Source organism: Candidatus Fukatsuia endosymbiont of Tuberolachnus salignus (assembly GCF_964030845.1).
Lineage (GTDB): Bacteria > Pseudomonadota > Gammaproteobacteria > Enterobacterales > Enterobacteriaceae > Fukatsuia > Fukatsuia symbiotica.
Genome location: NZ_OZ034983.1, coordinates 2,554,580 through 2,576,626, shown reverse-complemented (window position 1 = coordinate 2,576,626; position 22,047 = coordinate 2,554,580). Strand labels below are relative to the sequence as shown.

Here is a 22,047-nt window from a genome sequence, read left to right as displayed (position 1 = left end):
TAAAAAAGGCTGCATAAGCAGCCAAGTTTTATTATTAATCTATTGGTTATATTTGCATTATTTAATCTTGTAATTTATAAAATGTTTTTCTTGATTCAATCAACTTTTGACATTATTAAATACCATTAATCGCATCTAATAAACCCCATTCTTTCTTGCCAACTCAAATCCCATTCCGGAGCGCTAGGCCATATTACCCCATATATTTTTTAGCCAAGGCAGCCAATATTGCACTGGTTTCTACATCCAGCAGCCCGTCATACTTATCCTGGCGGAAATGCAGCTGAAATGCTCGAACCAGCTTTTGCAACCCTACCGGCGTTGCTGCTTCACTGGTATTATAACCATATTTTTTAAACAGCTTTATGGCCTCATCGTTAGACAACGGATTCTGTGTGTATTGAGCAATATATTTGCACTTCGTTTCTTCATCATACCAGGCTCCGATCCCCGCCTGATAAAGGGTAAACCATGGAAATGCGGCACCAGGATCACTTTTGCGTCCCAGCGCAATATCAGAATGACCAATAACATGAGTGGGCGAAATATCAGGGTGACGCTGTAAAATATTCAGTGCTAGCTGTTTAACCGCTTCAATTTGCTCATCATTGAAAGGAGGAAAAGTAAATACGCCACTAACATCTTTGGCCTGATTAACGATCTCAATGCCAATTGAATTATCATTAAGATTCGTACGATTTCCCCATGCGCTGACACCAGCATGCCATGCCCGTTCTTTTTCATCAACCAAGTTGAAAATTCGCTGTTCCTTAAATCCAGCACTGATATAAGTTGGATCTGTAAGATCTGGCACGAGGTAATGCGCACTGACCAATGGCCCGGTTAAGGCATTGACTGAACCAGAAAAATTAAGCGCAGTATAATGCATAACCAAGAAACGAACCCGGCTATTAAAACTTTTCACTGAGCGGTAAGAATTATAATCAATATTTATCTTTTTACTCTTTTCCATTAATTTCCGACAAGGCTTGCTTTCATTATGGTTACGATCCAGGGCCGTCACGGCATACAACACGCCAGTATCTTGAGTTGTCGACTTGTCAATCCAGCTTTGTTGTTGCCCACTCACTTTACGTACGGTGGCCAGCAAGCAGTCAGTCCGATTAATATCTACCGTGTTGCCATCAATGAATCTATAAATAGCATAATAAACGCTAGCGTCATCGGCGTGTTCCCATCGTAATTCAATACCGCCGGTTGTCACGACTTGTGTCAAGTTAACTGGGGCGCTTGGCGGGATACACCCTTTCCATGGCATGGAAGGGATCAGCGCCACAGAGGACCATACCTCTTGTTGAATAGCCGTTTTTGCTGGCAGTACTGCCGCTTCTCGCAGGAATAAATGCCGAAAAAGAATGCTACCCTGAATCTCAGCTATCTTGATATTTGAGAGAAGTTGGTCCTTTATTTCCTTCACCCCATTATCAACCATCCACTCTGGCTCTGTGGTACTCGGCACACCCACTTTGTACAGGGCTTCTCCAATATACAGGTGAACATTTTTACCGCGCACGGTATCAGCCCACCACTGTGTGATGACACCAAATCGAGCAGCTTGTCGAGTAAAAGGCCAATACACCTGTGGTGCAATGTAATCAATTAATTCATTCAGCACCCAAAGTCGGGTATCGGCGTATTGATTATCATAGTTTGGACTACCCGCAGACGTATCTGAACCTGCAGGATCGTTAGTTTTATTGCGCCAAACGCCAGCAGGGCTAATACCAAATTTAATCTGTGGCTGAGTAGAACGGAGTTTTGTGGAAAGCTCGGTTATCAACAAGAGTGTATTATTACGCCGCCAGTCTCCCTTATTCGAAAATCCGCCACCGTGAAGGGAAAAAGTAGCATCATCATCCAGTGTAGAAGCATCAGTCTCATAATAAAAATAATCGTCGAAATGAACACCATCGATATCGTATTTTTCAGCCACTTCCATCACACCTTGAATAACCCACGCCCGTGCCTCTGGCATACCAGGATCAAGTACAAATCGGTTAGCAGCAGTCTTTACCCAATCGGGATGATCTTTATAAACACTGGCAGGCGATCCAGCTGGCACATTGTTCAGCGCGTCAATTGTACTTTGCGTGGTATTCATCGATATCCTGTACGGGTTGAACCAGGCATGTAGTTCCAAATTACGTCGGTGAGCTTCATCAATAGCGAATTGCAGCGGGTCATAGCCAGGGTCTTTCCCTAACGTGCCGGTCAGATAAGTAGACCACGGCAGCAGAGTTGATTGATAAAATGCGTCAGAACAGGGTTTCACCTGAAAAAAAACAGCATTCATACGCATACTCACTGCTTCATTCAATATACGGATTAATTCATTCTTCTGAGCATGTACCCGTGCGGTCTCATCGGTGATTGCCGATGATTCTTTTGATGGCCAATCAAGGTTGATCACTGTGGAAATCCAAGCACCGCGTAAATTTCGCTTGCGTTCTGACATTTTTGCCGCTCCTTTATGATTTTTTCTGATTATATTGGTGTGGTGACAGTTTATATAGGTCCAGATACACTAGCGACCTTCCCTGTTTTCTATAGCAGGCTATCTTTTCCTGGGAGGTACGTCGTGTGTCTTCGTCGGTTTTGGGGTGACCATAGATTTTTTCTACACGAAAAATAGGCACAGATAATAATATAGAGACAGAATGACGTTTTAAATCATTTTTTATATCTATAAGATTAATTTTTATCATCGTGCTAAAGAAGGCAAGGGAAGTTTAAATAAAGGTTCCAACTCACTGTAGTAACTCAAATTTTTACACATGACCCGATCAAAGAAGCTTATTCTACAAAAGAAATCTGACATTGTATCCTGAGTTATTATAAGCGCACTAATTAGTGCTAACAATGGAGTGTGCTGTTTGTTGTATAGCCTGTAAACCTTGTTATAGCAGGTTCGGATTCAAGTTGTGACGTAATGCCTAATAAAATTTTTTTATTAGGCAAACAACGGTAATATTGGCACGCTGGGACGTGAATAATAGGTCAAAATGAGGAGGCAATTGATTGATAAATCATGACTGAAAAGTTGTGTTTTGTTGCCCGTAATTTAAGCCAAAATATTTTATTTAATTATTTTTAATGAGTTGTTTTATTTTGTGGTAACTATACTGGCGATTGGCATATGAGAATGATTGATGAAGGTGATAACTACCAATGTCGATTGGCAGTTCCGGAGGACATTGCCTCACTGGCTAACCTCCGTTGGAGGCTTTGCACAGATGATGCCCCTGTAGCTGATCCCAACGTGAAAAAAGAATTTATAGAAAAATGCGAGTGTACATTATCACAAATGGCAGGCCACAAGGGTATCGTACATTTTATAGCTGAGACTGGAGGGACTGTAATAGCTATTTTGTCGATAGTAAAAGTAACGAAAATGCCCAGTCCTAATGATATTAATGGCCAGTGGGGATACCTCACTAATGTTTACACATTACCGGAATACCGTAACAAAGGGATTGGCACGGCTTTACTATCAGAAGCACGTGATTGGGCGGAAAATGAACAACTAGAGTTACTTGTTGTCGAGCCTGTACAAGATTCTGTGTAACTGCCGATTCCTCATAAATACACTGATAACCGTTCAGGGTATTCGATCATAAAGTGATTGAGAGCCTGACGCCAGTTTGGTATCGGCATTGTCCACTTTTCTGATGCAGATTCTATTGCCAGATAAATCACTTTTAATGCAGACCCATCATGTGCAAATATTTTGCGTTTTTTTATGGCTTTACGTATCACACTATTGAGTGATTCTATCGCATTTGTTGTATAAATCACCTTGCGAATTTCGTCGGGATAAGTAAAAAATGTGGATAGGTTATCCCAATTTCTGCGCCAAATTTGTACCAGTGTTGGGTATTTTTCACCCCAGCGTCCTTCAAAACTATCAAGCTCTTGCAAAGCATTTTCTTCTGTAGCGGAACGGTAAATGAGTTTTAGGTCGGCACAGAGTGCTTGTCGATCTTTCCAACTGACGTATTTGACCGAATTACGGACTAAATGGACAATGCAAAGCTGGATTTTTGTCTCAGGATAGACCGTGTTGACAGCCTCAGGAAACCCGGTTAAACCATCCATACAAGCAATTAATATATCATTTAAGCCCCGATTCTTTAACTCGGTCAGAATCGATAACCAGGTCTTTGCTCCTTCCGTCTCCGCTATCCACAAGCCAAGGCATTCCTTATGTCCTTCCATATTGATGCCTAGCGCGATATAGACAGATTTATTGATAACCCGCTTATCCTGGTGAACTTTAACGACAATACAATCCAGATAAACAATCGGATACAGATTGTCCAGTGGGCGACTACGCCAGGTGGTTACTCGGTCAATTACCGCATCAGTGACTTTAGATATCAAGGTTGGCGATACCTCAGCATCATAGATTTTTTTAAAGGTTTCGGTAATTTCCCGTGTGGTCATGCCTTGAGCGTAAAACGCTAAAATGTGATCGTCAAAATGGGTCAGCCGAGTTTGCCCTTTTTCAACCATTATCGGGGAAAACTCGCCGTTACGGTCACGGGGCGTTTCTATCGCTAATTCACCGTACTGAGAGGTAATATTTTTTGCAGAATAGCCATTACGACTATTACCGCTGCCACGTCCTTCAGCCGCATTTTTGGCATAACCTAGGTGATGTTCCATTTCAGCACCTAATGCCGCTTCTACTGTCATCTTAACGAATTCATTGAGTATCTTGTTTAGATCAGATTCAGTTTTAATGTCTTTTACCAGCGCCTGAGCTACCTGACGTAGCTGAGATTGTTGCGGGGTATCCGGTAATTTATTCTTTCTTACCATTGTCTATATCCTATTCACAAATTGTTTAAATATAGGCAATTACACAATTTTCAGGACAGGCTCACAGAGTTTTAAGAACGATATCTTAAACTTCTTTGAGGTGAAGCTACCACAAATGGCAAGTTCTCTGGTATCTCGCTTAAACGATAATTTCCAGGCGCTAAATCCTGCATCTTGATTTCACTTGGGTATATACTCAAGGGCCATTAATAAGCGATCTTCTAAACCCAGCTTGGGTTTCCGACCTCCTTTCCCTTGCTTACATTTATCTGCTTCATTCAATATCTTTATCATCTTTTCAAATGTACTGCGTTTAACTCCGGTTAAGCGCCGAAATTTTTCCTCTTCCAATACCTTTATTTGTTCATATTTCATGGGGGCTCCTTGTTCAGGAGATTTTTACCAACATTCCTACATGAATGCTATAGCAGGCGCCGTATCAGTTGATTATGAAAATTAGAAATAACATATTGATATTAATTAATATTTATTAACAAAAGTGATCACGTTACATGGCGCCTGCTATAGTTTCCGAAGAGGTCTATTAATGTCTCCTCGTTAAAGAAGAAAAACTGACCCATCTCAGACAGCTATTCATCACAGCCGTCTATTTTCAAGCTATAACCTGTGCACCAGGCGGCCTGGGTTTTATCCAGTATCACATCACGTAAGGGGGCAGCCAGTTCTACCCGCTGTACCCCCTTGACATGCAGGGCACCATAAATCGCCGACAAACGGATATCACGCCCTAAACGACGTTGCGTACTGATATAGGCAGTGAGACGATTTTCGGCAGCCATGCGGATCGGTTCGGCTTCCGGTTTAGGGTAGAGCGTGAGCGTGGCATCAATGCGGTAATCAATAATGGTTGCCGATTGTACGGTGAGGCGATCAGCGACGGGGCGGATGTTTTCATCATTGAGTGCGCTGTTAACCCGTGTTAGCAGGTCTACCGAAGCAATACCGTTGTTTTCTCTGGATAATACCGTGAGGGTCACGCAAGCTGGCGAGGGACTGATGGCGGAAGCATCGGCTACACGGCCATCGGCACTGAGAGCGTGAAATTCGTAAGCACCGGTCGAACCAGCAACACTTAAGCCTTCAAAGGCCTGTTGAATGCGAAGGCGGAAATCGGTGTCATTTTCTGTTATCAACGCCAGCGGCGGGATAACGTCAGGATTGGCTGCTTGAAGGATTAAGCGTTTAACCTGGTAGTTGGCGCCAATCTGATCGAGATCGGCGTCTTTGGCATAGGCCAACAGGGTGGCTTGCGCGGCTTCGTTGATCCGTTGGCGTAATAGTAATTCGCGGTAGGTGTTTTCTTGCAGTAGTTTGGTGATCGGCTCGGATTCATAGTTGAGCGTCTGGCTAATCGCTGCTTGCTGTTCCGGGGGAGATAAGGCAATAAATTGGGCTTTACGCTGCTTAAGGAGTGTTTCAAAATCCAGCGGTTCTACCACCTGGGGGGCCGGCAGTAAGCTTAAATCCAGGTTAGGCATTATTTTCCTCCTATCGGTAAGGAGAGCCTGAGAGGAACCCCGGTATCACTGCGATGGCCGCGCAGGTCGATTTGCATGATGCCGTTGATGTCAGAGGTAATGTCGATGGCGCTCAGGGTGAGGCGGTTTTCCCAACGTAATAAGGCACTGTAAATGGCGGCCATCATTCTGAGGCGCAGTGCCGGACTCTGCGGGCTGTCGATCAGGGTTGAGAGCAGCGAACCGTAAGCACGGCGCATCACCCGTGAGCCTTGTGGGGTGATGAGAATGTCGCTGATCGATTGGCGAATATGCGCGATGTCGGTGATCACTTTGCCACTGTGGCGGTGCATGCCAAGGTACGTCATCGGGGGTTCCCACTATTATTGCCACCACTTTTTACTCCGCTGTGTTGATGGCGGTGCAGGGTGATACCGTTAGAGGTCAAGTTGCCACCACTGTGGGTGAATTCTCCGGTGATTTTGCCACCCTGATTAACCTGTAAGCTGTCGGTGATCAGCTGTTGTGTGCAGGTGACAACCGGGGTATCCAGGGTGATGGCACTAGCGGCGGTTATCGTTGCAGTTTTGATGCCTGTTAGCGCTAAGTGGCCGGTTTTTGGCTCATAATTAAATTGGGCACCGTCTGGGAAGGTGAGCATGATCGCATCCGGTGAGGCCGAAGGCGCAGGGTTAACATCGGAAAAGACCGCCGGTAAAACAAATGCGGTGGTCAATTCGCCACCCAGACTGAGGATCAGGACTTGTTCACCCACCGAGGGTGCAGACCGACTTTTGACACGCCCTGCATGTGAAGTGAGCCAGTTTAGCCAGTCGGTTTCTAACTTCACCGGTTTTTACGCGGCATTGTCCTCGGGCAAGATCCATGGCGGATACCGTGCCAATCCGGATCAGGTTTGCCAGCAGGCGTTGATATTCTGCATGATTGAAGGTTTTCATGCCGTCAGTGTGCCGCGTGTGCGACATTCGGGCATGTGATCGGCGTTGTGTGAGGGGTGAGACAGGGGAGAGAAAGATTAATTAATGAGAATAAAAACCGGTTACGTTGCAGTCTAATCAAACAGGTTTAATTTTTACCCGTTAAATAGCTCTGCATGCGTACCGGCACGAACAAAAATAATAAGACCTGTTTTATTCGTATTATCAATTTTATACGTCAGCAGGAAATCACCCCCGATATGACATTCACGATGTCCTTCCCATTCTCCTTTTAGCGGGTGATCAAGCCATTCTATGCCCAAGGGTTCATCATTGGCGATCAGAAGAAGCATGGCTTGCTTGAGCCGGTTCATATCATATCGTCCAGAACGTGACAGCCTTTCCCAATCTTTGAAGAACGTTTTGGTATAATCTGCTGCCCGTGGCATTGTCGCTCGTTTACTTGCTGCTGTTTTTTTCAAGGTCAGTAAATAACTCATCAGAAGTGGCAAAACGTGCATTATGGTTATGGGCGATATTTTCTGCTTCGGCCATTGCTGCCCGTGTTTTTTTGTTCGGTACTTTCAGATCAAACGGGAATGTTTCGTCTGCAATGACGCGGCACAAGAATAAACGAACCGCTTCCGAGACAGAAAGCCCCATAGCATTAAGCGTTACAGTCGCCTTTTCCTTGATTTCATTGTCAATACGGACATGCATCATTGATGTGTGTGTTGTCATTTTTATACCTCTTTAATAGAGGCTTATTATGTAACTCAAATGAGATACGGTAAAGTCATATTTACCAATGAGTATTGATTAACCCACCAGATGCGCCAACGCAAGATCAGTGATCTCGTCAATATCCCTGTCAGTCAACCCCAGTAACGGGCGGCTTTCGTAACGCACGGTCACGCCGTTGCGTGTCACTTTATCCTGCAGGCCATAATGATGCACCCGTGCTACTTGTGTGACCTGGCTCGCAAAACTCACCATAGCTTCATCGGCGTTACTGTGGCTCTTTAAAAACCGGGTTGTACGCAATTTGCTGAACATCTTACGTTTGATACGTCCGTTTTTGTCGCGGCATTTTTTCTTGCGTGGGGCAAACGGGGTACCGTCGGGTTTCTGTTGTGCTTGAATGCGCTGTTTTTGCCGTTCCCGTAGCTGTTTGGCTATCTGGCGCGTAAAAGATTTTCTGCTCGCGGGTGATAATTGCTTCAACAGCCTGGCGAGCGCTTGGTTAAGTTGATCGCGGGTGTTTATTGTTGCCATTGTGCCACTTTTTCCTCTTTGATAAAGAGTTCATAATGGCGGTGTGTCGTATCAGGGGCAGGCGGTTCATCCAGATGGGTGACCTGTAAGACGCCCTGTTCTTCTTTGACGATCACCCGTTCGGTCAGTCTGAGATTAATGCTGATATCACGCAGGCTGTTGTTTAAATGATCGGCTTCAAAGGTCAGTCCTTCTGCGCGGGTAGCATGTTGCGCCATGATGTCCGGCTGATGGGTGCGTAACCAGTGTAAAATAGGTACAAACAGGGTATCGGCGTCGTCTGCATAATCGGTGATGATCAGATTGAGGGTGTATTGGTATTCAAAGGACAGGGACGACGCCAATGTGGAGACAATAGCGCCCCGATCAATAAAAATATGCAAGCTATCGGGATTTTGTTTGAGATAAGGCACGGCATCTGTCAGTGCCTTTCTTAGCAAAGTGGGTTTTAACATCGCGGGTTATCCTGGGTGAGTTAAGCACACTGTTTGAATGTAAGCCTGTAATCCCGCTATTTGCTGAGTTGCGGTTTTGATACGTTCTCGGAGATGGAAATAATGTTTGATAGCGGTGTCGTTAAGTCTGGCGCGGGTACCATCATCCAGGCGGGCGGCGGTGGCGGCGTGGGGCACGGGTTTGGGGCAAGTGGCGTTGAGCTGCATCCTACGGTGCTTATCATTAATATCACGTTCAAGGGCAGCCAGCTGAGTTTTGGCATCGGTTAATTCCTGTGTATAGTGACTGTCCAGCGCGGCTATCTGGGCGTACTGTTTTTCCAGTGTCTGGATAAGGGAAAAGGCCGTATCGCGCTCTTGGGTGATTGTTTTGATGGCGATATCCTTTTCTACGGTTTCTTCGTGATAATAAAAAGCCGTGAGGAGTAATCCGCTAAAAATCAGTACCAGTACGCCGGTAACGAGTCGATTAAGCATCTAACCCCCAACAGCTGAGTTCACTTTCCTGCTCCCGTCTTATCAGTTGACCTGCACAATTATTGGCTCGAATGCGACAATCTTTACCGCCATCGAAGATCCAGCGTTTAATTTCTGCACAGGCTCCGAGGGTGTCACCGGCATTGAGTTTGCGATAAAAAGTGGATGCCGTGCATTTACCTGCGCCGATGTTGTACGGGCAAAACGAAGCAATACCGGCTTTCTGTACGTCGGTTAAGGGTACCTTGATATGGTGTTCGACCCAGGCAATCGCCTTATCCACCTCCATTTTGTTAACCTGCTCGCATTTTTCGCGACTGAGTTGCAGCCCTTGTCTCACCGGCTGCCCATCAACCCGCGTCGCACCGCGGCAAATCGTCCACACGTTAGCGCCATCCTGATAGGCACTGAGTCGGTTGCCTTCTTTCTCTTGTAGGAATTGTGCGAGCAGGATCGCAGTACTGGCACCGGCTACGATTAAGGTCTGGATTTTTTTACTGAGTGGGCGCATTCTGACCACCTTGAGTGCGTTGTGTACGTTGGTGTTCAGTCAGCTGTTGGCGCTGGAGTGCGTGGATTTCCTGTTGACGTTGATCTTCACGCCGTTTGTAGTAACGGTTATTGAGGTAAGTCCCCATTGCCAACACGACGCCGATCAGCGTTGCCCAGTCCTGTAATGTCCAGGCACCCAGACAGGTCAGCAGCCACGCCGATGAATAAGAAAGCCAAGAAGTGTGTCTGTCCATGCGGTGTTTTCCCTAGCATCAGTCCCACAATTGGAGATGTTGTTTGAGGGGAGAAGGCGTCGGATCGGGCATGTCCACACTGTAGCCGTGCGGCAAGATAACGCCCGCGTCGGCGAGTCCGGGGTTACAGGCAAAGATCTGTTCCGTCACGCCCTCGGTACGCTGGTAATAACGCCAGCATAAGGCGTCTACCGTGTCGTTTTGCTGTGCAAAGATTTTCATGACCGTCGCTCAAAGTGATTAATGGGTTCCATGTTTAAATGCGTTCGAGATTAAAATGGTTCAGGGTTAAATGTGTTCAAGGCTGCCTCCTAAGGTCGGCGACGTGAAGTAGTCTGTTATCTCTTGATTTTTTTGAAGAAACGGTGTTATCTATTAGCCGGTCCCGTTACTCGTTCAGCTAAGGTGTTATGCCTAAAAATATCTGTCACTCACATCAAACAGCGCATACCAAAATGGTGAAGCAGACCTTGAAAGAGGTTGCTAAAGCCTTAGCCATGCCTTATCAGAAAACGCATCAGGCCTTTACTGGCGGAGATAATCTTTTCATTACAGAGACGTTTTGGGAAATATTCTGGGCTCGCTTTCCCGCAGAGTCTGCAATGAATGCGGTCTATTTTTGCCCGGAGTGTCGGTCGTTTGATCTAGAACACCCGTGATGCTTGAGCCGAAAGATGAACCGTAAACTGCGTCATCCTTTTCAGGTCGGTCATGCGTGGTGGAATTACTATTGTGCTCATGCGGATAAAATACGGCCGGTGGTGGTCGATAATCTGATTAAACTGTTTTCCTGCGGAACATCGGCGCTGGGGTTTGCCAGCTGGCGCTGTCAAAAGGCAGGCTGTACGCACACCAAACGGATTTGCTTTACCTGCCACAGCCGTTCATGCCCTTCCTGTGGTAAGAAAGCCACAGAGCGGTGGGTGGCCAAACAGCGCACGGTGCTTCCCATCACAAAATGGCAACACATTACGTTCACTTTTCCCCGTGAGTTCTGGCCGTTGTTTGAGCTAAATCGTGCGCTGTTAACGCATCTCAGTCGTCTCGCTGCCAAGGTTATTTTAGATTTTTGCCAGCCAAAAAACCTATTGCCTGGCCTATTCACGGCGTTGCATACGCATGGGCGAGCGCTGAATTGGCATCCTCATGTGCATCTTTCGGTGACCTGTGGCGGACTCGATGACAATGCCGAAAAATGGAAAAAAATCACGTTTAGCGGAAAAACGTTGATGAAACAGTGGCGTTATCAGATTATCACACTACTTCGTCAACAGTGGGATACCTTGCAATTACCACCGGAGTTATCACAAACCCTCACGAGGCTGGGTCAACGGGAGCAGTTTCTGGATTTCCATTACCAACGGCATTGGAATATCGACCTGGCAAAGCCGACAGACAATGCCCAGCAAACGCTCAATTATTTAGGCCGTTATTTAAAAAAGCCTCCGGTGTCGTTATCCCGGCTGGAACATTATAACGGCCAGGAAGTGACCTATCGCTACCTCAGTCATAAAACCCGAGAGCAAGAAAAACTTAACCTCAGTATGGACGAGTTTATTCAGCGTTTTATTAGCCACATTCCGGATAAACATTTTAGGATGGTCCGCTATTATGGTTTTTTAGCGCCCCGCCGTCGGACTACACTGCTGCCGATTATAGATGCTTTGTTGGGGCAGGAAAAAGAAAAAACCGTCAACATCACTTATGCGGCAATGTTAAAACGCCTAAGTCGTATTGGCCCTCATGAGTGCATCCTGTGTGGCTCTCGTTTGGTGCTAAGCGGTATCACATCAGGCTTGCCGTGGCATCAGTTAATGCTTCACCATGAATCTCTGGCAAAAATGAAGGGGGATTTAGCCTCTGCAGGGAAGGGGCGCCTCGCGTTCGAAAATGCTGGTTTTTTAAACGAAAATGACCCTATTATCACCCGGGACTCTCTACGTTAAGGAGAATAACCCTAAAGTTTGAAAATAATATCGTTTATTTTTTGATCCAATTCTGTTTTTGACAATAAAACCAAATTATTAAAATTCCTATCTATCAAGATTAAACGTGTTTAACGTTAAATCAGCTCAATGGTGGTGCGAGTGAAGCCTTGTATGTCCTGGATTGCCCAAGCCGCATCACGGCGGAGGTGATCAATCGTCTCTTCCCGTGCTTCTGCCCGTTTCGTGCCCGAGGCCGTGGCATCAACGCTGCGAAACCGTTCCGTTACTGTGGCCTGTATCAGGCAATAGACAGCACGGCGGTAGAGGAGCAGGCAGCTACTTTCATTGCCTACCTGCTTCGCAGGCACCTCAACCAGTGAGGGATAGCCCGCCTGTTGTTGTTTTTTTCGCCATGCTGCAAGCCGATCATGGGTTTCATTGAGGGCACTGTGTGCCGCTTCAAGTAAACGCGCGGGAGTGAGTGTGCCGTCTTGTCGCATGGCATCACGGTAGTGCTGGAGATCGAGATCCGGCCAGAACCCATTATTTTTGATGAATTGTTCAGTTTTTATCCCGGCTTCATCCCCCATTGGGTTGATTGCAATGCTGACCATTAACTTTCTCTCAATAAAAGGGCGGTGAACGGGCGCATTGATAGCAATACATTTGTCCTGTCAATTGCCCGTGCCGCCCTGCCGTTGGGCATAGGGTTAAGCAGCATGAAGTAATTTTTCAAGCTGTTTGATGTCGGTTTTGACCCCACTGCGGCTGTCCAGGGTGAGTGCCTGCTTTAAATGGAGACAGGCGGGGTCATATTTCCCATCTTGACGCAGGGCATAGCCCACCATTTTATGCAGACGGGCTTTGACCGGATCGGGCATGTCTTGCCCGTGTAAAAGGTGTTGCGCCCGCAGCAATTGGACAGTATCAAGCGGGCGTTTTTCGAGCAGTGTTCGGCTGGCTAGCGCCGCCACTTCCTCGGCGATTAAACAAGCCGTGGAACGCTGGAAACTGTCCGGTGTAGCCAGATCGTGTTTGATAGCGTAGTCAGCAATGTCGAGGGCACGGGTGAGATCGCCGACATCCAGTTGCCAAATCAGCGTGCGCATCAGGATCGCATCTTGCGTGCCTGTGCCGTTAGCTAGTACGCCTGCTACCCACGGGCTGTAGGTCGGTAACAAGCTGCGTTTGACTTCAGCTTTGCGGCTGATCGAGGCAATGCTTTTTAGGTGCAGTAAATCCTGCTGTAATTTAAACAGCAATAAGTCGTAGGTGCTGGCATGGCGCAGTCCCGCCGTCTCACGCGATGAGGCCGCTTGCTGGGCAGCAACAAACTGTTTATGGCGACGGACAGGATTGCTCATGGCGTGTTAATCCTCGGCAAGCGGCGTGATGTCGCCAATGACGATATTTTCAATCAGTGCGGTGCAGCCGTAATCTTCCACCACGTAGGCTTCATTGACTGATTCAAAATTTTCCACCCGATCACGTTTCGGGTTGTCAATGATCGCGCGACGGCGCGTCCCTTCCTGCCAGTAAATCGACAGGTTATCCAGACGGGTAATTAACAGCGCGTTAGCCGGGAAGTAAGGTGCGCGGACAGCGGGTAGGCCGCCGATCCGTTTTTGGCTGATGATCAGATCGGCTGCCAGGCTTTCGCTGTTGGCTTGGTTCTGGTTGATAATCGGAAAATATTTATCCGCCAATAACGCACGACCGCAAATCACCACCAGTTCGGTATCATCCTGAAACCATGTTTCAATCAGTTCATCGACCGCATTCATCACCAGTGCATCCAGATTGGCAAAATCCCCGCCTTGACCGATGCGGATGGTGTCTGACGTCACCGCCCCTTGTGCATTGATGATTTTATTCATCACCTGTGAGGCGGCCTGGGCGCGGATATGCTGTAACCAGCCGATATTGACATCTTGCAACAACGGATTTTGGGTCGCATTGGAGGTGGCTTCCCGTTTGATGCCGTTAAAGCCAATCATGATGCGATCTAAGGCTTGCCGTTTAACCAGCGTGTCACGGATCAGCGGTTGAAAGTGGGGGAATTTTGCCCACATGTCCAGCTTTTGATAGCTGAGAGCGGTATCAAAGTTGGTTTGTGTGCAGCGGTAGGGGTGGTTGTCCAGGCTAGTGGGATCGGCAGGGCTGCGTTCTTTTTCGCTAGTCTGCGTGGTACTGGCGATCGGACGTTCAATCCCTAAGCCCACTTTTTCGCCGGTTTGTTCATCCACCGGAAACAGGTTGATTTTTGATAAAAAACTGCTGCTTTCCTGTTGTTTGGCTTCCAGTCTTTGTGCAATCGACGGTTCGACGGTGAATTTTGCGGCGATATCGGCGGGGTTTTCCAATCCGTTGAGCGTGACGACCTGATGAATATATTGGTTAAATTGGCTGCGGGTGTGTTTTTTCATGTTAGCAATCCGTCAGGTGAGTTGGGTTGGCACCCGTGGTCAGGGGGCGTGAGTGGGTACTGCGATCCGCGTGAGTTAACTGGGCAGTGAGTGTGGTCACGCTTTGTTGTGTTGTCTGATGCGCGGCCTGTAATGCCGTGACAGTGCTTTCTAGCGCTGTTAAGTGAGCACATTTTTCGGCTAGCTGTTGCTGATGCTCGGCTATCAGGGAGACCGCCTGATGGATATCCGTGAAACGTGCGTCATCGCTGAGGTGTTTTTTGCCAAACAGGGCTTTGACGCTGTGAAACAGCGCCGGTTTTTGTTCGGTTTCAAATTCCAGCGTGATTTCTTCCGCTGCGCTAAACAGCGCCTCTGCCTGGCTTTTACGTGATGCCAGCGGGTTATGTTGACTGTTAGCACAGAAGGTGAGCATTTCAGCGCCCAAGGATGCCGGGTTGTCGGTGAAGGCGATGCCAGTCAGGTAAGCTTTACCGGTATCGGCGAATTTGAGCACGTATTCAATGCTGGTGTACACCTTTTGCCGATTTTCTCGCAGTTTGACCAGTTCCTCGGTCGCATCTACCTGAACCAGTAAGGCGATTTTTCCTTTAAGCGGGCCGGCGCTAATTTCTTCATATTTTGTTGCGACGATATCGCCATAAGCACGAAACGGGCTATCCGGTAACAGGCTTTTGATGTGTTCCAGATTGGCACGTGCGCCGCGATAGGACGGGTTATAACTTTCCGCCATTTCAATAAGGTGTTGCCGTGAAATGCTGCGCCCGTCACTGGTCGCTCCCTCAACGGCGGCGCGGAAAAAGGTGGATTTTGCCATGCTGTTGGCTCCGGTTAACAATGATGGGGTCTAGGATGGCGAGCCGAGCGCACGTGAACAATCCGTCGCTGTTGTTTCAGTGCTAGCACAGCGCGTCGCGAGAGAGGGAGGGGGGGTTGCACGGTAGCCTTGCGGGATCTGATTCAATTAAGGTTATTTTTGCATGGATAACATCACCCTGACGAGGGAGTTAGATCCGCGCCGTCAAGCCATGTATTTGTATTGGCAGGGGCTACAGGTGGCGCGTATCGCTGAAATCTTAGGCATCAAGGCAACGACGCTACACAGTTGGAAACGTCGTGACCAGTGGGATCAATATGGTGTGTTGGAAAAGATGCAACTCACTACCGCCACACGCTATTGTCAGTTGGTGGCTATCGAGGCAAAGAGTGGGCGTGATTTCAAAGAGTTGGATGCCCTGGGGCGTCAGGCAGAACGGCATGCCCGTATCGGCAAATACAATAATGGGGGCAATGAAGCCGATCTGGATCCGAACCGGGCAGCGCTCCCGCGAGGAAAACGTAAGGTGTCGGTGAAAAATGTTTTTTCAGACGAGCAGATTAGCCAGCTGGCGACCTTATTTCAAGCGTCCTTGTTTGCTTATCAGCGTGCGTGGTATCAGGCGGGTTTGGATGATCGTTTTCGCCTGCGTAATCTGCTGAAATCGCGGCAAATCGGGGCGACGTTTTATTTTGCCCGTGAAGCCTTGCTTGATGCGTTGACCACCGCACGTAATCAGATGTTTATTTCTGCTTCGAAGGCGCAAGCCCATCAATTTAAACATTATATCGTCGATTTCGCCGCCGAAGTGGGCGTAGAACTGCGCGGTGATCCGATTTGTTTGCCCAATGGGGCCGAATTGCATTTTTTAGGCACCAATACCAATACCGCGCAGGGGCGGTCCGGGTGTTTGTATGTCGATGAGTATTTTTGGATCCCCGGTTTTAAGAAGTTACGTCGTGCGGCCTCGGGCATGGCATCACAAAAACGGTATCGGCAAACCTATTTTTCCACGCCCTCGAGTGTCAATCATGAAGCCTATCCGTTCTGGAATGGCACCTTGTTTAATCAGGGACGCGCGAAAAATCAACGCATTGAGGTCGATGTCAGTTATCCGCGTCTGGCTGCCGGCGCTTTGTGTGAAGACGGGCAGTACAAGCAGATTGTGACCCTTGAGGATGCGCTGGTCGGTGGCTGTGATCGCTTTGATATCGCGCAATTACGGCGTGAGAACAGTGATGACGATTTTGATAATCTGTTTATGTGTCAGTTTATCGACGATGCGCAATCGGTATTTCCGATGAAGGAGATGCAACGTTGTATGGTCGACAGCTGGGAGCAGTGGCCGGATGTGAAATTACTGGCAACGCGACCTTATGGGTATCAACCGGTGTGGATTGGCTACGATCCGGCTAGTACCGGTGATGCCTCGGGCTGTGCGGTGATGGCGCCGCCCAAGGTGGCAGGCGGGAAATTTCGCGTGCTGGAACGTTTTCAATGGCACGGTATGGATTTTTCCGAGCAGGCACGGCATATCCAGACACTGACTGAGCGCTATAACGTGAGCTATATCGGCATTGATGATACCGGCCTGGGGCGGTCTGTGACCCAGCTGGTCAGGCAATTTTTCCCCGCCGTGCAGGCCATTCATTATACCGTCGAGATGAAAACCGATCTGATTTATAAGGCCAAGGATGTGATCACCTCGGGCAGGCTGGAATTTGATGCCGGTGCGATGGATATCGCCAAGGCGTTTATGTCGATCCGCAAAACCTTGAGCGCCAGTGGTCAGCGTGCCACCTATGTCACCAACCGCGCCGAGGGCACCAGTCATGGCGATGTTGCCTGGGCGATTATGCACGCCCTGTTTAATGAACCGCTGGCCGGTATCACTGTCAATAACAGCAGTTTTATGGAGTTATTTTAATGCGTCAGTCTGATAAAAAACACCGTGATAATCACAGTACCCGGCGCCTGCAGCAGAATACAAAGCAGTCTTGTGAAGCCTTTACTTTTGGCGATCCTATCCCGATGCTCGATCAGCGGGATATGTTAGATTATCTGGAATGCGCGATAATTGACCGTTGGTATGAACCACCAGTGTCGTTTCATGGGCTAGCAAAATCCTTTCGTGCCGCGGTGCATCACAGTTCACCGATTTATATGAAGCGTAATTTGCTGGTAAGTCTGTTTCAACCGCATCGCTGGTTATCCAAACAAGATTTTAGCCGCTATGCGCTGGATTTTTTAGTGTTTGCCAATGCCTTTTTAGAGGTGCGCACTAACCGTTTGGGCGGGGTACTAAAACTGGTGCCCAGTCCGGCAAAATATACCCGCTGCGGCGTTGAAGCGGGCACCCATTGGTATGTGCAATCCTGGGCAGCGCCGCATCTTTTTGCTGAAAATAGCGTCTTTCATCTGCTCGATCCGGATATTAATCAGGAAATCTACGGCGTACCGGATTATCTGGCGGCGCTGAATTCAACCTGGCTGAATGAAGCTGCCACGCTGTTTCGGCGCAAATATTATCTCAATGGCAGTCATGCCGGTTTTATTTTGTACATGAACGATGCGGCGCATAAACAGGAAGACATTGACCGCTTGCGCCAAGCGTTGAAAGAATCAAAAGGACCGGGAAATTTTCGTAATCTGTTTATGTATGCCCCGGGCGGTAAAAAAGACGGGTTGCAACTGATCCCCTTGGCAGAGGTGGCAGCCAAAGATGAATTTATCAACATTAAAAATGTGACCCGTGATGATCAATTAGCGGCACAGCGGGTACCACCGCAACTGATGGGCATTTTACCGCACAATACTGGCGGTTTTGGTGATATCGAAAAAGCGGCACGGGTGTTTGCCATCAATGAATTGGCACCATTGCAAGAGCGACTGAGTGAAATTAATGACTGGCTGGGCGAGGAGGTGATCCGTTTTAAACCCTATGAATTAGTCGACAAAGCCTCAGTGTAAACGTGCAAGTCTAGACTGCATGGATCTGCACGTTTTTTTGCAGCCTGATTTAAGGCTAAAACCCAGGCTACAACAGGTTTTATCACGGATCCACAGATGCATGAAAAAGCTGATTATTAAATACCCAGACCGCGGGCGAGGGGAGCGCACGGCTTCGGGGTTGAAGAGCATTGCGTTTTGATGGCAGAAAATGCGTTTTTTTACCACGGGTGGAATATGAGGTGTTGTTAAAGACGGTACGATGACAGCACTATGGGATGATAAAGCCATTCGGGTGGTGAAAAATACCGGCAGGGCCCGTCATGCCTGCGCAGGTGTTAACCACTTTTCTGCGCAGGAGGGGGATTTATTGACGGATTGTTAACAGGCAGAGCGGATAAGGTTTTCTCATCCGTATAGTAAGTGAATAATAGCCGTATAAATTTTACTTAACGTTGATCAGCAGAGTGATAAATGTCATCCCCTGCTCTTTTTCCTATAGCGATCACAAGTAAAACGACGTCGCTATCATTAACTTCGTAGACTAATCTGTAACCAGACGCTCTTAATTTAATTTTATAGCGATTAGTCTTCCCACTTAACCTTGCTGATGGAATATGCGGATTGTCCAACCTTTCAGACAGCTTATTTTTTAACTGTTGTTTCAGTGTATGACCTAATTTATCCCATTCTTTTAAAGCGCGTTTTTCAAATTTTAACTTATAAATCATCTAGATTTACGCTCACAAACTCGGGGTTTGCCATTCGCTCATCAGCGATACGGTTAAGCTCAGCATCTTCGGCGAGTTCCTGATAGTAAGCATAAAGTTTAGGCGGTACACAATAAAAAGCGGGTTGATTACGATTAAGGATAGCGATGGCCTCACCCTCAGCGTCTGCAACCGTACCCATAGGGTTACGTTTGAGATCGGTAATACTGGCAGCCATTTCCGCTAGGATTTGATGAGCCATATGTTTTCCTCTATTTATAGTAAAAACTTATAATAGCACCTTTAAAGATGCGATATAAAGACTTATTTTTATACTCGCGTAATTTTGGCTTCTTAATCTGGTTCTGTTGAGCAATGTTAGCTGTTAAGCACAAGCCATCTTCCCAAAACTCCTCAAATCCTCATCGGAACCGCCTCTTTCCCTCGCTTTTTATTTTTGATTATTTTTCACGCAAGGGGACAGTTATTGCCACGAGTCCGAGTCCAAGGGACGGTAACCCCGTCCTGAAGGGCAACACCTAACCCCAGATCACTTTCTGCCTGATTAACAGGATGAACAGGCTGCTTATCACTTTTCGCCTTACGCACCTTTTTCCACGTATCCACATGGGTACAAATCCGTGACGCCATGCCCAGCCGGGGCGACCACACCCCGTAAATTTTCACGCCCTGCTCACCGTAGGCATTCAGGGTCTCAGATTTGATATAAGCGGTACGTACAGTATGGTCTTTACGTGGGATCAATACCCCGCCTTGCTTAATAATATAGGTCGCCATACAACCGGCATCGGCGGCAGCCAATACATCATCCATCGGCTTATCATCAAGTAATTGCGTGCTTTTTTTCGATTTTGCTTTGCGCTGCAATTGACCGGCCAGCAAACGCAATTCACGGTACGTTTGACGCGAAGGAATACCAAAAAACTGAAATTGTCGTACCCGATGCAAACTTGCCCAGGCTACCGCGTTTTCAACTGATTCATTAAGTGGCTTACCGGTCTCGGTACTTAATAGGGGCTCATCGGTCGCCTTATCAACGACTTTTTTCAGTACGGTGCCATCCATATTTTTACTGATGTATTTCGCCAGATAACTGGTGGGCGACCCTTTACTCTTCAGCACCGGCTTGACATCAAAGCGTGGTTTGATATTTTTTCCTAGCTCCTCACGATCGCTACGGATCGCAAATTCACGTAACACCGCGGTAATGGCGACCCGATCTTTTCTCGCCATAAAACACAGCAAATGCCAATGCACGGTACCATCATGATGAGGCTCTGCTACCCGCACGCCGTACCAGCGCAGCCCCATTTTGTTCATCTTTTTGCGCACACCCGCAAACAGAGCGACCAGATAATCACTGCTTTCACGTACCGTATGGGTTGCCCATTTGGGATTAGGTTTACCGCAGGATAAGGTAGCGTGATAGCGCGACGGACAGGTAAGGGTATAAAACATCGCATAATCGCCACGCTGTTCTGCCAGATTTTCCAGACCTCTGGCGGTGGTCATCATTTCCAGATGACGTAAGTGAGGATTGCTGGTACTCGCGTTAACCACCTTTTCCATGTCCAGCGTCACCCCGTCCTCATTCACCAGTTCATGTGAGCGGATAAATTCCCGTGCACGGCGATCCTGCTCACGCTTACGGGTCAAGGCATCATAGCTGACATAGGCAGAAGCTTGTTTATGCACCAAACAAATGGCACGGTATTGCTCCTCACGCCATTCACAACGCAACCGCCACAGTTTACGTGCCCACCAGTCAGCACAACACAGCCGTGCCAGTGCGCCAGGGATCAGATGATAAGGCATTTTGCCACGGTGCTGGATATGCTCACGCAAACTGTGCCAATGCGGGGGTGTAATAGAAAACCGTTTAGCTTCCGCGGCCACACGCTGATAAAGTCGCAATATTTTATCCGGATCCGTATTATCATCCGGTAACACCTCGGCGCAGGCACAGAAAAACAGTTCCATATGTCCTGCCACCCTCGCTGCCACATTCTTTACTTCCTTTTGCATCAGTGTCGGTAAATCCAATAACACGCGTAGCGCAGGATAGTAGGTAACACGCTGATAATCCTCCGTCCTCTGCTTTTTACGCACGGTTTCAAGACGGTGCAAGACTGGCTTAATCACCTCCAATAAAAAGGTTTTGGCTCTTGCTTCACCGCCCTCACGACGCAGATAATCCAGGCGCTGCTGCAACGGCTGCTGGATAAATTTCGGCTGACGGCGTAAATCTGCTTGTATTGCTAATTCGGGATCAGCCTGCCACTTCCGTTTTATGTGATCGAGATGAGCAAGATGATTGGCTTGCGCCACCTGACGTTGCCAATAGGCTTCTATCCTCGGTTCCAGGATGGCAGGCAATTGCTCGCGCTCCCACATTAACGGAGAAAAAATGTGACAGGGGGCAGGATTGAGAGAACGCGGTGCGGGGATAGGGATTTCTTCTGAATAGAGGGTCATCGGTAACGGCCTTGTTTTTGAATAAAACGGTTCCCACGTCATCACGTGTTTATTTATTTCAGGTATGAATTAATGGCGTTAATCAGGAAGTCGATAATGCTCGATATACGTTATGCGATTAGGCAGTAATAATCTGCGTTTTATTCCTGGCCCTATTTCGTATTCATCTGGATCTAATAGCGGGACAGGTTTAAACACCTCGTGGCACGTTCTAAAGATGTGTTGTATTGCATTATGCCAGTCTTCCATAATCTGATTGTCTACCCTCAACCCATGATGGCGGATCAGACTCTCAATGAACGCGGGGAAGGATGAATAACACGCCAAGAATTCAAGATAATTTTTGATGGCCTTTTTTGACGAATTAAAATAGATTTTCTTTTTATATAAAATAAACCGTGAGTTATTATGGGCTGATAACATAATCGTTATCGATATACAGGCTCATAATACGTCCTTATTTAGATGACAGGAATACCGACACAATAACGCGTCTGTTCATTTTAAAAA

The 22,047-nt window shown here is 47.5% G+C and carries 24 protein-coding genes and 3 pseudogenes; 6 read left to right on the top strand and 21 right to left on the bottom strand.

Annotation, left to right across the window (positions count from 1 at the left end):
- Positions 1 to 193: 193 nt before the first annotated feature.
- Positions 194 to 2,476 (bottom strand): family 10 glycosylhydrolase, encoded by a 2,283-nt coding sequence (locus AAHH42_RS12310; protein WP_342221268.1) that lies wholly within the window; start codon positions 2,474 to 2,476, stop codon positions 194 to 196.
- A gap of 687 nt (positions 2,477 to 3,163) precedes the next feature.
- On the opposite strand from AAHH42_RS12310, the gene AAHH42_RS12305 reads away from it, so the two are divergent.
- Complete coding sequence (locus tag AAHH42_RS12305) at positions 3,164 to 3,586, top strand: GNAT family N-acetyltransferase (RefSeq protein ID WP_342221267.1); 423 nt, start codon at positions 3,164 to 3,166, stop codon at positions 3,584 to 3,586.
- A gap of 11 nt (positions 3,587 to 3,597) precedes the next feature.
- On the opposite strand, the gene AAHH42_RS12300 is transcribed toward AAHH42_RS12305, so the two are convergent.
- The 13 genes and pseudogenes from AAHH42_RS12300 to AAHH42_RS12240 form a co-directional block, all read right to left on the bottom strand.
- Positions 3,598 to 4,842: an IS256 family transposase gene (locus tag AAHH42_RS12300; RefSeq protein WP_342221106.1), complete on the bottom strand. Its 1,245-nt coding sequence runs from the start codon at positions 4,840 to 4,842 to the stop codon at positions 3,598 to 3,600.
- Between the two features lie 189 nt (positions 4,843 to 5,031).
- Positions 5,032 to 5,217 (bottom strand): annotated as a pseudogene (locus AAHH42_RS12295) (IS5/IS1182 family transposase); the annotation flags it as partial.
- A gap of 215 nt (positions 5,218 to 5,432) precedes the next feature.
- Positions 5,433 to 6,341 carry a baseplate assembly protein gene (locus AAHH42_RS12290; protein ID WP_342221266.1) on the bottom strand — a complete coding sequence of 303 codons (909 nt, stop codon included), beginning with the start codon at positions 6,339 to 6,341 and terminating at the stop codon, positions 5,433 to 5,435.
- A complete protein-coding gene (locus AAHH42_RS12285; protein ID WP_119797037.1) occupies positions 6,341 to 6,688 on the bottom strand; it encodes a GPW/gp25 family protein in 348 nt (115 codons plus the stop codon). The genes AAHH42_RS12290 and AAHH42_RS12285 overlap by 1 nt, the downstream gene beginning before the upstream one ends.
- Positions 6,685 to 7,279, bottom strand: a pseudogene (locus tag AAHH42_RS12280) (phage baseplate assembly protein V). The gene AAHH42_RS12285 and the pseudogene AAHH42_RS12280 overlap by 4 nt, the downstream one beginning before the upstream one ends.
- A gap of 134 nt (positions 7,280 to 7,413) precedes the next feature.
- Entirely contained in the window at positions 7,414 to 7,707 is a 294-nt protein-coding gene (locus AAHH42_RS12275; RefSeq protein ID WP_342221265.1) for a type II toxin-antitoxin system YafQ family toxin, read from the bottom strand.
- Between the two features lie 10 nt (positions 7,708 to 7,717).
- Entirely contained in the window at positions 7,718 to 7,999 is a 282-nt protein-coding gene (locus AAHH42_RS12270; RefSeq protein ID WP_342221264.1) for a type II toxin-antitoxin system RelB/DinJ family antitoxin, read from the bottom strand.
- Positions 8,000 to 8,077: 78 nt separating this feature from the next.
- The gene (locus tag AAHH42_RS12265; protein WP_425286299.1) at positions 8,078 to 8,533 is read right to left on the bottom strand and encodes a phage virion morphogenesis protein; all 456 of its coding nucleotides are present in this window, start codon (positions 8,531 to 8,533) and stop codon (positions 8,078 to 8,080) included.
- Positions 8,521 to 8,988, bottom strand: coding sequence for a phage tail protein (locus tag AAHH42_RS12260; RefSeq protein WP_342221263.1), 468 nt, complete (start codon positions 8,986 to 8,988; stop codon positions 8,521 to 8,523). The genes AAHH42_RS12265 and AAHH42_RS12260 overlap by 13 nt, the downstream gene beginning before the upstream one ends.
- 6 nt (positions 8,989 to 8,994) lie before the next feature.
- Positions 8,995 to 9,465: a lysis protein gene (locus AAHH42_RS12255; protein ID WP_342221262.1), complete on the bottom strand. Its 471-nt coding sequence runs from the start codon at positions 9,463 to 9,465 to the stop codon at positions 8,995 to 8,997.
- Positions 9,458 to 9,976 (bottom strand): lysozyme, encoded by a 519-nt coding sequence (locus AAHH42_RS12250; RefSeq protein ID WP_342221261.1) that lies wholly within the window; start codon positions 9,974 to 9,976, stop codon positions 9,458 to 9,460. Before AAHH42_RS12250 ends, AAHH42_RS12255 begins: the two co-directional genes overlap by 8 nt.
- Positions 9,960 to 10,211 (bottom strand): HP1 family phage holin, encoded by a 252-nt coding sequence (locus tag AAHH42_RS12245; protein ID WP_342221260.1) that lies wholly within the window; start codon positions 10,209 to 10,211, stop codon positions 9,960 to 9,962. The genes AAHH42_RS12250 and AAHH42_RS12245 overlap by 17 nt, the downstream gene beginning before the upstream one ends.
- A gap of 18 nt (positions 10,212 to 10,229) precedes the next feature.
- Positions 10,230 to 10,433: a tail protein X gene (locus tag AAHH42_RS12240; RefSeq protein WP_342221259.1), complete on the bottom strand. Its 204-nt coding sequence runs from the start codon at positions 10,431 to 10,433 to the stop codon at positions 10,230 to 10,232.
- 188 nt (positions 10,434 to 10,621) lie between these two features.
- Between AAHH42_RS12240 and AAHH42_RS12235 the strand changes: the two genes are divergently transcribed.
- Together AAHH42_RS12235 and AAHH42_RS12230 are read left to right on the top strand one after the other, a co-directional pair.
- A complete protein-coding gene (locus AAHH42_RS12235) occupies positions 10,622 to 10,870 on the top strand; it encodes a hypothetical protein (RefSeq protein ID WP_342220947.1) in 249 nt (82 codons plus the stop codon).
- 15 nt (positions 10,871 to 10,885) lie between these two features.
- Positions 10,886 to 12,061: pseudogene (locus AAHH42_RS12230) on the top strand (IS91 family transposase); the annotation flags it as partial.
- Between the two features lie 212 nt (positions 12,062 to 12,273).
- Here the strand turns inward: AAHH42_RS12230 and AAHH42_RS12225 are convergent.
- The 4 genes from AAHH42_RS12225 to AAHH42_RS12210 form a co-directional block, all read right to left on the bottom strand.
- Positions 12,274 to 12,753: a head completion/stabilization protein gene (locus tag AAHH42_RS12225; protein WP_342221257.1), complete on the bottom strand. Its 480-nt coding sequence runs from the start codon at positions 12,751 to 12,753 to the stop codon at positions 12,274 to 12,276.
- Positions 12,754 to 12,849: 96 nt separating this feature from the next.
- The gene (gene gpM, locus AAHH42_RS12220) at positions 12,850 to 13,503 is read right to left on the bottom strand and encodes a phage terminase small subunit (protein ID WP_342221256.1); all 654 of its coding nucleotides are present in this window, start codon (positions 13,501 to 13,503) and stop codon (positions 12,850 to 12,852) included.
- A 6-nt stretch (positions 13,504 to 13,509) separates the two neighbouring features.
- A complete protein-coding gene (locus AAHH42_RS12215; protein WP_342221255.1) occupies positions 13,510 to 14,565 on the bottom strand; it encodes a phage major capsid protein, P2 family in 1,056 nt (351 codons plus the stop codon).
- Between the two features lies 1 nt (position 14,566).
- Positions 14,567 to 15,382 carry a GPO family capsid scaffolding protein gene (locus AAHH42_RS12210; RefSeq protein ID WP_342221254.1) on the bottom strand — a complete coding sequence of 272 codons (816 nt, stop codon included), beginning with the start codon at positions 15,380 to 15,382 and terminating at the stop codon, positions 14,567 to 14,569.
- Between the two features lie 163 nt (positions 15,383 to 15,545).
- On the opposite strand from AAHH42_RS12210, the gene AAHH42_RS12205 reads away from it, so the two are divergent.
- From AAHH42_RS12205 to AAHH42_RS12195, 3 genes are all read left to right on the top strand, one after another.
- Positions 15,546 to 17,309: a terminase large subunit domain-containing protein gene (locus AAHH42_RS12205; RefSeq protein ID WP_342221253.1), complete on the top strand. Its 1,764-nt coding sequence runs from the start codon at positions 15,546 to 15,548 to the stop codon at positions 17,307 to 17,309.
- On the top strand, positions 17,309 to 18,352 hold the full coding sequence (locus AAHH42_RS12200) for a phage portal protein (protein WP_342221252.1): 1,044 nt from the start codon (positions 17,309 to 17,311) through the stop codon (positions 18,350 to 18,352). Before AAHH42_RS12205 ends, AAHH42_RS12200 begins: the two co-directional genes overlap by 1 nt.
- A gap of 241 nt (positions 18,353 to 18,593) precedes the next feature.
- Positions 18,594 to 18,716, top strand: a complete 123-nt coding sequence (locus AAHH42_RS12195; RefSeq protein ID WP_275887668.1) for a hypothetical protein — start codon at positions 18,594 to 18,596, stop codon at positions 18,714 to 18,716.
- 64 nt (positions 18,717 to 18,780) lie between these two features.
- Here the strand turns inward: AAHH42_RS12195 and AAHH42_RS12190 are convergent, their stop codons facing one another.
- The 3 genes from AAHH42_RS12190 to AAHH42_RS12180 form a co-directional block, all read right to left on the bottom strand.
- Positions 18,781 to 19,062, bottom strand: coding sequence for a type II toxin-antitoxin system RelE family toxin (locus AAHH42_RS12190; protein WP_119797051.1), 282 nt, complete (start codon positions 19,060 to 19,062; stop codon positions 18,781 to 18,783).
- Positions 19,052 to 19,303, bottom strand: a complete 252-nt coding sequence (locus tag AAHH42_RS12185) for a type II toxin-antitoxin system Phd/YefM family antitoxin (protein ID WP_119797052.1) — start codon at positions 19,301 to 19,303, stop codon at positions 19,052 to 19,054. Before AAHH42_RS12185 ends, AAHH42_RS12190 begins: the two co-directional genes overlap by 11 nt.
- Before the next feature lie 206 nt (positions 19,304 to 19,509).
- Entirely contained in the window at positions 19,510 to 21,537 is a 2,028-nt protein-coding gene (locus AAHH42_RS12180; RefSeq protein ID WP_342221251.1) for a replication endonuclease, read from the bottom strand.
- Between the last annotated feature and the right edge of the window lie 510 nt (positions 21,538 to 22,047).